Below are 11,745 nucleotides of genomic sequence, written 5' to 3'. Positions count from 1 at the left end.
GTTTGCAGGGCAATATCGCCTTGTTTCGATGTCGCTGGTCAGAAGAATATTTCAAATCGCTCTTTTTAGAGATGCCCTAAAGAAAATCCAGCTTCTCGCTATACGTTGTCAAAAAAATCGAGTATCATTGCATAGTTGCATTATTTATCCACCCCATTGTCAAAAGCGCCGCTTGCCATGCCTGACGACCTGATCGACAACATCGACAAACGGCGCTCGCCATCGCCCGAGAAGGATGGCGAGCGCCCGGACGAGACACCGCAAAACGATGCCTTTTTCATGACGGTGTTCGTGAGCCATCCGGCGGTGATGCTGCTGGTCGATGCCGAAACCGGCGGCGTCACCGATGCCAATCCGGCGGCGGCGGAGTTTTACGGCTGGCCGGTCGAGCAGCTCCGCGCAATGAATATGCGACAGATCGATGCGACATCATGGGCGCGGCGTGAGTCGTGGCTGAAAGAACTTGCGGCGCGGAAGCAGGGCCGCTTCGTAACCATGCACCGCAAAACCGACGGCTCGCTCCGGCACATGGAATTGACCTTCACCGCAATGCAACGGCAAGGCAAAAGCGTGCTTTTCTGCATCGCGCAAGACAACAGCGAGCGCCAGCACTTCGAGGCGCTGACGGCGTTCAGGCTCCGGCTGCTCGAACTGGCCGACACCGCTTCGACCGAAGAGCTGCTCACCTTCACGCTCGACGAGGCCGAACGCCTGACCGGCAGCACCCTCGGATTTTTCAACTTCGTGCCGAACGACCAGACGCTCTTGCGGCACGCCTGTTCAAACAACGCCAAAACCGATAACTGCGGCCGCGCCCCTCATCCAGCGGTGATCGACTTCGGCGTATCGGCGGATGTCATCCGCGAAAAGAGGGCCGTCATTCACAACGATCACGCCACGCTCAGGCACTGCAACTGCAAATACTCGCCGCATCACGAAGCGACACGCGAGCTGATCGTGCCGATCATCCGCAACGGCAAGGTGGCGGCAACGCTCGAAATCGGCAACAAACCGGTCAATTACGACGAGGACGACGTCCGGCTGGTGAGTATGCTGACCGGCGTGGCGTGGGACATCATCGCGAAAAAATATGCCGAGGAGTCGGAGCGAAAAACACAGGAGGCGCTTCAGCACACCCAGAAAATGGAGCTGATCGGGCGCCTCGCGGGCGGCATCGCGCACGACATCAACAATGTGCTCACCGCCATTCTCGGCCATGCAGAAATCGTCATCGACGACATGGGCAGCGACGACCCGAATATCGAGAGCCTGCTGAACATCCGCGACTCGACCATGCGGGCGGCCAATCTGATCCAGCATCTGCTGGCCTTCGCGCGAAAACAGACCATCCTTCCTGAGGTGATGAGTCTGGATGCGGCGCTTGGCGGCGAAATGCCGATGCTGCAAGAGCTGGTTGGCGAACAGGGGCATTTCAGGTGGCGTCCGGGCGCTCGGGAGGCTAAGATTTTTTTCGATCCCTCCCAGCTCGACCAGATCATGACGAACCTCTGCGCCAACTCTCGCGACGCAATGACCGGCGCGGGATCGGTAACCGTGGAAACCGCGACCGTCCGGGTAGAATCCTCCGAATGCTTCTCGGGTCACCCCTGCCAAACGCCGGGCCACTTCGCCGCGATTTCGGTGATCGACACGGGCTGCGGCATAGACAAGAGCGTTCGCCCGCACATCTTCGAACCCTTTTTCACCACCAAAGCAGTCGGCAAAGGCACCGGCCTGGGGCTTTCGACCGTCTATGGAATCGTCAAGCAGAACAAGGGATTTCTCGATTGCCAGAGTGTGCCGGGCAAGGGCACACGCTTTACGGTCTATCTACCACTGCTCGATACCGCTACTATCGACTCAGGCGTGAAACCCGCAAACTGCGAAACCGGCCATGAAAGCCGGAAAATGATACTCTTGGTCGATGACAATCCGGCTATCGTTCAGGTCATCAAGTCCCTGCTCGAAAAGAGCGGCTACGCGGTGCTTTCGGCTACGACACCGAACGAAGCCATCGGAATCGCGGCGGAGTCGGGCTGCGCGATCGACCTGCTGCTGACCGATGTAGTCATGCCGGAAATCAACGGAAAGGAGCTTTCGGAAAAGCTGCTCGCCTTCTGCCCCGATCTGAAAACGCTCTTCATGTCAGGCTACACCATCGACATGACCACGCTGGATGGAACGACTGATCACGAGACTCACTTCATCCGCAAGCCGTTCAGAATCAGCGAACTGACCCAAACCATCAGCGCCATTCTCGCCTGCGCCGAATTGGTCAGATAGGTCAGGTAAAGACCAGCTTTGCCGTTTCGGTAACAGGAATCCCCCAACGCAAAAAGCCCCGGAAATCCGGGGCTTTTGTGCTGAATTGGCGTACTCTCGATATTAGTACATGCCACCCATGCCGCCCATGCCGCCCGGAGGCATTGCAGGCATGTCGGCTTTGTCTTCCTTGATGTCGGTGATGGCAGCTTCCGTGGTGAGCAGGATGCTGGCGACCGAAGCGGCGTTCTCGAGCGCGCTGCGGGTCACTTTGGTCGGATCGACCACGCCGGCTTCCACCAGGTTCTCATACTGTTCGGTACGTGCGTTGAAGCCGAAATCGCCTTCAGCGTTCTTCACCTTTTCGAGCACGACGGCGCCATCAGTGGTGCCGGTGTTGGCCACGATCTGGCGGAGCGGCTCTTCGAGCGCGCGACGGATGATCTCGATGCCGGTCTTCTGGTCTTCGTTGTCGGCCACGGCATTGGCGAGACCCTTGATGGCGCGGATCAGGGCGACGCCGCCACCGACCACGATGCCTTCCTGAACGGCTGCGCGGGTTGCGTGCAGCGCATCCTCGACGCGGGCTTTCTTCTCTTTCATCTCGACTTCGGTCGATGCGCCGATGTTGAGCACGGCAACGCCGCCGGAGAGTTTGGCGAGGCGCTCCTGGAGCTTCTCGGTGTCATACTCGGAGGTCGATTTGTCGATCTGGCCCTTGATCTCGGCGATGCGGGCTTTGATCTCTTCCTGCTTTCCGCGGCCTTCGACGATGGTGGTGTTGTCCTTGTCGATGGTGATGCGGGACGCCTGACCAAGGTAGGCCATCGTGGCGTTCTCGAGCTTGTAGCCCTTCTCTTCGGAGATAACGGTGCCACCGGTGAGGATGGAGATGTCTTCGAGCATGGCCTTGCGGCGATCACCGAAGCCGGGAGCCTTGACGGCGGCGACTTTCAGCGTACCGCGCAGCTTGTTGACCACGAGGGTGGCCAGCGCTTCGCCTTCGATGTCCTCGGCGATAATGAGCAGCGGACGGCCCGACTGGGCGGCTTTTTCGAGAATCGGGAGCAGCTCTTTCATGTTGCTGATCTTCTTGTCGTAGATCAGGATGAGCGCCTCGTCGAGCTCGGCTTCCATGGTCTCGGGGTTGGTCACGAAGTAGGGAGAGAGGTAGCCGCGGTCGAACTGCATACCTTCGACAACCTTCAGCTCGGTCTCCATGCCCTTTGCCTCTTCGACGGTGATAACGCCGTCCTTGCCGACCTTGTCCATCGCTTCGGCGATCAGCTCACCGATTTCAGGATCGTTGTTGGCGGAGATGGTGCCGACCTGGGCGATCTCTTTCTTGCCGGAGATGGAGCGGCTGATGTTGCGCAGCTCGGCGACAACCTCTTTGACGGCGCGGTCGATGCCACGCTTCAGGTCGATCGGGCGAGCGCCTGCGGTGACGTTCTTCAGGCCTTCGCGGTAGATGGCCTGGGCGAGCACGGTTGCCGTGGTGGTGCCGTCACCGGCGACATCGCTGGTCTTGGAAGCCACTTCGCGAACCATCTGAGCGCCCATGTTCTCGACGGGATCGACAAGTTCGATCTCCTTGGCGACGGTCACGCCGTCCTTGGTGGAGGTCGGAGCGCCGAATTTTTTGTCGATGAGCACGTTGCGACCGGCTGGGCCGAGCGTGACTTTCACGGCGTTGGCGAGTTTATCGACGCCAACCTTGAGTTTGGCACGTGCCTCGACGTCAAAGAGAATATCTTTTGCAGTCATTGTAACGTTTTCCTCCTTAAGGATTTTTAAAAACAGATTGTGAATGGATCAGCCAAGAATCGCGAAGATGTCGGACTCACGCATGATGAGGTAGTCCTCACCCTCGACATGAACTTCGGTACCAGAGTATTTGCCGTACAGCACTTTGTCACCGGCTTTCACCTGCATCTGGACAAGCTGGCCGTTGTCGGCAACTTTGCCTTCGCCGACGGCGACAACTTCGCCATACTGCGGTTTTTCCTTGCCGGTATCGGGAATGTAGAGGCCGCCCTTGGTTTTCTCTTCGGCAGGCGCGGGCTTAACAATAACTCGATCAGCTAATGGTTTCAAGTTCATTGTCTTCTTTCTCGTTTGGGTTGGTTAATGAATCGTCTCTTGTAAGTCAGAAACTGCCTGAACGCGGGGTTCAGTTGCCGTTAGCACTCAACAAAGGAGAGTGCTAACACGGGGATAATTATAAAAAAAAGATTTCCGGGCAGCAAATATTTTTTTATTGTTGAGCGCCCCCAAACCCTGAAACCAGAGCTTGGACTATGAGTTCAACTGATTGTAACAAAAGAAGCCCCGAGGTGCTCACCGCTATTGGCAAGGTTACCCTCGAAAAACTGGAGAGCCTCGCCTCGAAAGTCAGGGACGACGTCGCCACGGAGGCCGACAGGCTCAACCACGAGATTCTGCGCGAGATCGTAGCCCTCGCCATGAACCGCGTGTCGGTGAAACAGAACGAGTCCGCCGTTGAAAAAGGCGACGCCGCCTGGACCGAGCGCACCGAATCGCACTACCCCCACATCCGCCTCCACGGCGGCGCACTCGAGGACGATCCGCTGAAGATGAATATTTGAGGAAGTTCCTCTTGCTTCAGGCTTTTCTCCTATAGAAAAAAAACAGCGATGCGAAGCGCTGAACTTTTCCAACCTTGCACATACCCCCGCAAGCCTGCCAGCGAGCGCTTATCTGGAAGCCACGCATTCCTTCGGCTACCGATAACGAAAGAGCTGCTGTTAATTTTCAGAATTGATCATCAAATGTTACGTTTCGTATATGTGTTAAAAAAATGGCAGAATAATGCAAACAGGATACAAGCGGCTCGAAACAATCGCCTGATGCTTCCGGTCGATTGATCGATACCGCTGAATCGGCCCATTTTTCCTGCCGCCACAGCAAGCACTTCGTCAGTAACCTCGCTTCGTTGCCCGCTGACCGATTTGTCGGGGAAAGGGTTAACCGTTGATACCGGGCACCATGAAACAGAGAATAACGGACATTGAAAACAGGTATGGCCTGGAAACGCCTCTTCGCTATTATGACATTTTCCAGTGTCTGCATGAGTTGTTCCGGAAACAGGTGGCTCTCTTGCCAGACAATCCGGCGGTTATCGACGACTCTGGTAAGCTGACCTATGGAGAACTGAATGAAGCGGCCAATCGCCTTGCCGAAGCTGTAGTACAGAACGGAATAGCTCCCGGATCGTTCATCGGGTTGTGCGCAGGCCGCTCTTGCCAAACTGTTGCCGGATTGCTTGGCATCCTGAAGGCAGGATGCGCCTGGGTGCCACTCGACCCCGCCTACCCTTCGGAACGGCTCGGATATATCATCGACGATGCCTCATTGCCGCTGATTCTGACGCAACAGCGCTTCAGGAAAGCCTTGTCGTTCCGCCCCTCGTCGTCATTGCTGTTTATGGACGACGTCGCGCCGGAATCGTCTGCCGCAGAACCGGTTTGTCAGGCGGCAACCACTTCCGGACAAACTGCGTACGTCATCTACACTTCCGGCACGACAGGCAACCCGAAAGGAGTTTGCTGTCATCACATGGGGGTCATCAATCTGCTCGACGACATTCAGCAACGCAGGACTCTTGGCCCGAAAGACCGGTGTAGCTGGTGGACAACCCCGAATTTTGACGTCTCCGTTTACGAAATATTCTCCGCCCTGCTTGAAGGCGCAACGCTCCTGATTGTCCCGGAGCCTGTTCGCGCAGACAGCTCCGCGTTCATGCAGTGGCTCCATGCCAATCAGATAACCAGCGCCTACGTTCCACCCATGATGGTAGCCGAACTGACCGCATGGGTCGAGCGTCATTCCGGCGAAAGCCGGATTCGACGACTGCTCACGGGGGTTGAACCCATCCCTTCAAAAGTTTTGCTGCGATTGCAGCGCTCTCTTCCCGAACTGACCATCATCAATGGTTACGGCCCGACCGAAACCACCATCTGCGCAACGCTGCACACCATCGATGCCGGCACGGCTGGCCACGAAACCGTGCCCATCGGCAAGGCAGTGCAGAACATGCATATCGCGCTGCTCGATGAAAACGGCAATCCCGCAGCCAGCGGACAGCCGGGAGAAATCTACATTGGCGGCGTCGGCGTTTCGCGAGGCTATCTGAACCGTCCGGAGTTCAACGAACAGCTTTTCGTGCCCGATCCGGACTTCAGGGAAAATGACTGTCGCATGTATCGCACCGGCGATCTGGCCGTGCTGCTTCCCGACGGCGAGCTGGCATTCGCGGGCAGAAAAGATTCGCAGTTCAAGTACATGGGTTACAGAGTCGAGGCCGGTGAAATCGAAGCTATCCTGAAACGTCATGAGGCGGTCAGCGATGCCGTGGTCATGCTACGCGAAGATGAGCCTGGCTCGAAAAAAATTGTGGCCTATTGCGTCGTCGAACCCCCGGGCAAGGTCACCCCGCAGCAACTTCGAGCGTTCGCAGAAAATTCGCTTCCGGCTTATATGATTCCGGGCGCGTTTGTGTTCTTGTCAAAAATCCCGATGACTCCCAATGGCAAAACAGACAGAAAGGCGTTGCCGCCTCCGGCAAGGGCGGATTATCTGCAAGAAGGATCGACAGGCTTTTCCGCTCCCGAAACCCTTCTGGAAGTGGAGCTCGCCGCTGTTTTTTCGGAAATTCTCGGCATAAGCGCAACCGGCGTCGATGACAATTTTTTCGCTTTTGGCGGTCATTCGCTCATGGCCACCAGGCTCTGCGCGCTCATACGAAACCGCTGGAGCGTCGATATTCCGCTTGCCTTCGTGTTTGAACATCCAACAGTAAGGCAACTCGCCAGTGAAATCACCCGAACGGAGAAACTGGTCGATGATACCTACGCCATCACGCCATCAGAGCCGCATCGCAGAGTGTTTCCAGCCTCCGTGATTCAGAAAGGCATCTGGCTCTTTTTGCAGTATCAGGAGGAGGGAACACTGTTCAACATTCCCGTCATCGTTCGCTTTTCGGGGCCGCTGCGAACCGAGCAGCTCAGGAAGACGTTTGCGTTTCTCTTCGATCGGCACGAGGCTCTGCGAACCGTCTTCGAGCTTCAGGACGAAGCGCTCGTCCAGCGAGTCCTGCCATCCATGACCCCCGATATGACGGTGCAGGATCTTTCGGATTACCCTCGGAAAAGTAAAGCCGCCGAACTTGAAAAAATCCGGAAAGCAGAGGGTCGGCACCGGTTCAGATTCGAGACGGGGCCGTTGGTGAAACTGCGCCTGGTCATTGTGGACAAGCATGAGTTCCAACTGTTTCTGACATTTCATCATCTGATCATCGATGGTTGGGGAGCCTCTGTTTTTTTCAGAGAGTTCGCCGCCGCGTATGAAGTCATTTGCGCTGGAAAAACTCCGGTTCTGCCCGACAAAAAAATCTCATACGGTGATTTTTCCCTCTGGCAGCACGACCGGTTAAACAGCGTAGCGCTCCATCAGCAGACGCAGTACTGGATTGAACGGTTACACGGAGCGTCATTCATGCAGAATATTCCGTACGACTATTCAAAACCGTCGGTTCACTCGTTTTCCGGGGCAAGGAGAGCCTTTTCCATTCCGCCCGACATCGCCAGCGCCATCAGCGACTACTGCCTGCAAAGCAGTTGCACACTGTTCATGTACCTCATGGCATCGTTTCAGATTCTGCTCCGGCGATACACGGGCAGAAACGATATCATCACCGGAACGACCATCGCCAACCGCAACCATCCGGATACCGCGGCTATCGTGGGTCTGATGGCAAACAGTCTGGCGATCAGAACCGGTTTCACTGGCGATCCGCATTTTTCAGACGTGCTCCTGCAAGTCAGAAAAGCCTCCCTCGAAGCATTCGACCATCAGGACGCGCCGTTCGAGATTGTCGTTGAAAACGCCATTCAGCATCGTGAACGTGGGCATCATCCGGTTTTTCAGAATCTTTTCATCCTGCAAAACCCCACTGAGCCGGTTTTTCGTGCCGGCGATCTTTCGTTCACGTACGAAGAGGTGGGCAACGAAACGGCCAAGATCGATCTGCTCCTGAATGCAGAGCTGAAAAATGGCTCGATCGAATGCTGGATCGAGTACAACACCGATCTGTTTCATGGCGATACCATCGAGCGGATCGCGAACGATTATCTCTGGATCGCGAGCCATGCCTTGCAGGATGCCGATACTCCGGTTTCGAGCTGGAACCTGCCTTCGGCGCCGGAAACATCGCGGTATGCCGGAGAAGAAAAACCGCTCGAAGTCACCTGCTGCCACCAACTTGTCGAGCGTCAGGCTGCACGAACGCCAGATCGTATCGCCGTCTGCTGTGAGGCGCACTCGCTGACCTTCCGGGAACTCGACGATGAGGCCAGCCATCTGGCTCGTCTGCTCCGGCAGCGCGGAGTCGGCCCCAATGTTCCCGTTGGCCTCTGCCTTCAGCGAAACGCCCGCATGGTGGTCGGAATGCTCGGCATTCTGAAAGCCGGTGGCTGCTACGTTCCTCTCGACAGTCACTACCCGGAAGAGCGCATTCAGTATATGGCGCGCGACTCCGGAATACGGCTCGCGGTCACCGATTCGCTCTCCGCGCAGGCGCTGGCATTCGACCATTCCATCGATCTGCTCTTGCTCGACCGGATCGATGCGGCCGAGCCAGGCCGCTCCCGTGGCAATCCGGATTCACTGGCCGGAGCCGATGACACCGCCTACATCATGTACACCTCGGGAACCTCGGGAACGCCGAAAGGCATCGTAGTTCAGCACCGGGGAGTTGTGAATCTGGCCGTTTCGGCAGCGGATGCCTACGGAGTTACGGGTAGCGACACGGTGCTTCAGTTTTTTTCCGTGAGCTTTGACGGATCGGTCGAAGAGATATTCATGACCCTTGCCGCCGGAGCGACGCTGCTCATCAGGACATTCGATCCGGCAATTTCGGTACCCGATTTTCTTGCATTTATCGAAAGCCATGACATCTCCGTCATCGATCTTCCGACGGCGTTCTGGAAAGAGCTCGTTCACGGAGTTTCGGTAAACGCCGCGAGGATACCGGCGTCTCTCCGAACGGTCATTATCGGCGGAGAACAGGCATCGGTAACGGACTTCCGCAAATGGCAACAGGGTTGCGGCGGCAGGGTCAGACTTGTCAACACCTACGGGCCTACCGAATGCACGGTCGTATCGGCGTATGGCGACCCGGCAGAAATTACCTGCGCCTATGATGCGAACCGCGGACTTCCCATCGGAAAAGCTGTCGCCAATACGCGGCTCTACGTCGTGGACGAGCAGTTGCGCCGGGTTCCGTTCGGCATGCCCGGCGAACTGCTGATCGGAGGCGCAGGCGTCGCGAAAGGGTATCTCAACCTGCCGGAGTTGACCGCCGAGCGATTTATCGATGACTGTTTTCACGAGAGCCAGCCGAAAGGCCGGCTGTACCGGACGGGAGATATGGTCCGCAGCCTCTCCGACGGCAATCTCCAGTTTCTCGGCAGACGCGACAATCAGGTGAAAATCCGGGGATTCAGGATCGAACCTGGCGAGATCGAATCGATACTCGACCAGCACGAGCTGATCAAACAATCCGCGGTCATCGAACTGAAAAACGACCAGGGAAAAAGCTCGCTGGCGGCCTACTTCGTCCCGGAGAACAAAAGCCTCGCCACCGCCGCGCTGAGGGCGTACCTGGCGCAAAAGATGCCTGAGTACATGGTGCCATCTCACTTCATTCCGATCGAAAAGATCCCGCTGCTGCCCAATGGCAAGATCGACCGAAGCTCGCTCCCCTTGCCCGACTCGAGCGCCGTTATCGAAAGAACGAAACCCTGCGCCCCTCCGGGAAACGAACTCGAAAGCGCCCTTGTCGAAATCTGGGAAGAGGTTCTCGGTACCCATCCGATAGGCATCAGGGATGACTTTTTCGAGCTTGGCGGCCACTCTCTTCTGGCAGTGAGATTGTGCTCGCAAATTCAGAAAAAGGTCAACAAAAAAGTCACCCTGTCCGGGCTTTTTCAGAGCCTGACAATCGAAAAACTTGCCCGAAGGATCGCCGACGAGGAGTGGGTACCCGAATCATCGCCCACGGTTTGCATCCACTCCGTCGATTCCGGAGCATCGTATCCGCCCTTGTTTTTCATTCATATTCTCGGCACAGGATTGAAGTTCTGCCGACCTTTGGTCAGACGCCTCCACCCTGAACTGCCGGTTTATGGACTTTCGATTCACCTGCTCGAAGAGTATCCCGCCGAAGGTTTCAGGGCAGAAGAGGTGGCGAAGCTTTATGTCCGGGAGATCAGAAGGATTCAGCCGCGCGGGCCTTATCTGCTGGCGGGCATCTCTTTCGGAGGCATCGTCGCTTTTGAAATGGCCAGAGAGTTTCGACGCGCCGGAGACGATGTCCGTCTGATTGCGCTCTTCGACACCAATCTGCCCGCAGCCTTTCCCGTGGTGTCGGGAGCAGAGAAGATGCGCCGGCATCGTGAAAAATTCAGAAGCGAGGGAATCTCCTATCTGATCGGCAAGGCAGCCGAAATATTGCGATACCAGTGGCTTGGCATTATCGAAAAAGGCAACCAGTGGTACTCCCGGATGCTTCTGCGCGTGTACACCCGCCGGTATGGTTTCAGGCGCTTGCCGGTGTTTCTGAAGGAATTTACCGCAAACAATCAGAACGATGATGCCTTGACTCACTATCAGCCGCAACCTTGCGACGAAAAGGTCGTGCTGTTCAAAAGCCGGGAACGGCTGGGTAGCGACGGTTTTTCCCTCGATCCTCAGTTCGGATGGGGCGCGATTGCCTCCTGCGGTGTCGAGGTCATTGATTGTCCGGGCGATCATTTCGGAATGCTTGCCGATCCACATGTCGGAACATTGGCCATGAAGCTGATGCAATCGATTGAAAAGAGCCTGAAAACGGCGACGCCCATCGCCGAACCGGCAACTCGCGGAACCGTCATCCGGGCGGCTGAAAAAAAAGACAGCCAACTGTTGCGCACTGTTTCTTTGCGTTCGATCAGAGAGTCCCCCGACGCTTTTGTCGCCACGCTCGATCAGGTTCAGAACGAACCGCTGAGCTATTGGGAACAGTTACTCGATTTCATCGTCGATTCACCAGACGAGGCGATGTTTCTGGCATTTCTCGACCAGCGATGCATCGGCTTTACCGCCGCACGAATCAGCGCCAATGAACCGGAGCTGTCCGAACTCCGCTGGATGTGGGTCGAGAGCGAGTCCAGAGGAAAAGGAGCGGCTTCACGCCTTCTCGATACCATCATCGAATGGGCCGTTTCGCGAGGCTCACGGAAAATGGAACTCCAGGTCTCCGAAATCCAGACGGCCGCAATCGGGCTGTACGAATCGAAGGGGTTTATCGATACAGGAGAGAAAGCGTTTCTCCGGCCCGGTTCGGCGTTACGCGCCAGAAAGATGGTGTACGAAGCGAATCGCGGTGGGTTGGAGAGTGAATGCTGAAAATGAGGGAGCAAG

At 56.5% G+C, this 11,745-nt stretch carries 6 protein-coding genes; 4 read left to right on the top strand and 2 right to left on the bottom strand.

Annotated elements, in window-relative coordinates; translation table 11 throughout:
• Both FGF66_RS12785 and FGF66_RS03640 read left to right on the top strand, forming a co-directional pair.
• A partial coding sequence (locus FGF66_RS12785) for a hypothetical protein (RefSeq protein ID WP_211341968.1) occupies positions 1–193 on the top strand: 193 nt, incomplete at its 5' end.
• The gene (locus tag FGF66_RS03640; protein ID WP_139456337.1) at positions 178–2,283 is read left to right on the top strand and encodes a GAF domain-containing protein; all 2,106 of its coding nucleotides are present in this window, start codon (positions 178–180) and stop codon (positions 2,281–2,283) included. The genes FGF66_RS12785 and FGF66_RS03640, both read left to right, overlap by 16 nt.
• 102 nt (positions 2,284–2,385) lie before the next feature.
• Here the strand turns inward: FGF66_RS03640 and groL are convergent, their stop codons facing one another.
• Both groL and groES read right to left on the bottom strand, forming a co-directional pair.
• Positions 2,386–4,029, bottom strand: a complete 1,644-nt coding sequence (gene groL / locus FGF66_RS03635) for a chaperonin GroEL (protein WP_139456336.1) — start codon at positions 4,027–4,029, stop codon at positions 2,386–2,388.
• Positions 4,030–4,077: 48 nt separating this feature from the next.
• The gene (gene groES / locus FGF66_RS03630) at positions 4,078–4,365 is read right to left on the bottom strand and encodes a co-chaperone GroES (protein ID WP_069810345.1); all 288 of its coding nucleotides are present in this window, start codon (positions 4,363–4,365) and stop codon (positions 4,078–4,080) included.
• Between the two features lie 197 nt (positions 4,366–4,562).
• On the opposite strand from groES, the gene FGF66_RS03625 reads away from it, so the two are divergent.
• A complete protein-coding gene (locus tag FGF66_RS03625; RefSeq protein ID WP_139456335.1) occupies positions 4,563–4,871 on the top strand; it encodes a hypothetical protein in 309 nt (102 codons plus the stop codon).
• Positions 4,872–5,271: 400 nt separating this feature from the next.
• The gene (locus FGF66_RS03620; RefSeq protein ID WP_139456334.1) at positions 5,272–11,730 is read left to right on the top strand and encodes a non-ribosomal peptide synthetase; all 6,459 of its coding nucleotides are present in this window, start codon (positions 5,272–5,274) and stop codon (positions 11,728–11,730) included.
• The last annotated feature ends 15 nt before the right edge of the window (positions 11,731–11,745 follow it).

Source organism: Chlorobaculum thiosulfatiphilum, from assembly GCF_006265165.1.
Classification (GTDB): domain Bacteria; phylum Bacteroidota; class Chlorobiia; order Chlorobiales; family Chlorobiaceae; genus Chlorobaculum; species Chlorobaculum thiosulfatiphilum.
The sequence above is the reverse complement of the archived record's forward strand: the minus strand, read 5'-3'. Positions and strand labels throughout refer to the sequence as shown.

What these genes read in the sequence shown, in the direction of transcription:
- FGF66_RS03640 (WP_139456337.1), top strand. Translation starts at nt 178, where the DNA reads ATGCCTGACGACCTGATCGACAACATCGACAAACGGCGCTCGCCATCG.
- groL (WP_139456336.1), bottom strand. Translation starts at nt 4,029, where the DNA reads ATGACTGCAAAAGATATTCTCTTTGACGTCGAGGCACGTGCCAAACTC.
- groES (WP_069810345.1), bottom strand. Translation starts at nt 4,365, where the DNA reads ATGAACTTGAAACCATTAGCTGATCGAGTTATTGTTAAGCCCGCGCCT.
- FGF66_RS03625 (WP_139456335.1), top strand. Translation starts at nt 4,563, where the DNA reads ATGAGTTCAACTGATTGTAACAAAAGAAGCCCCGAGGTGCTCACCGCT.
- FGF66_RS03620 (WP_139456334.1), top strand. Translation starts at nt 5,272, where the DNA reads ATGAAACAGAGAATAACGGACATTGAAAACAGGTATGGCCTGGAAACG.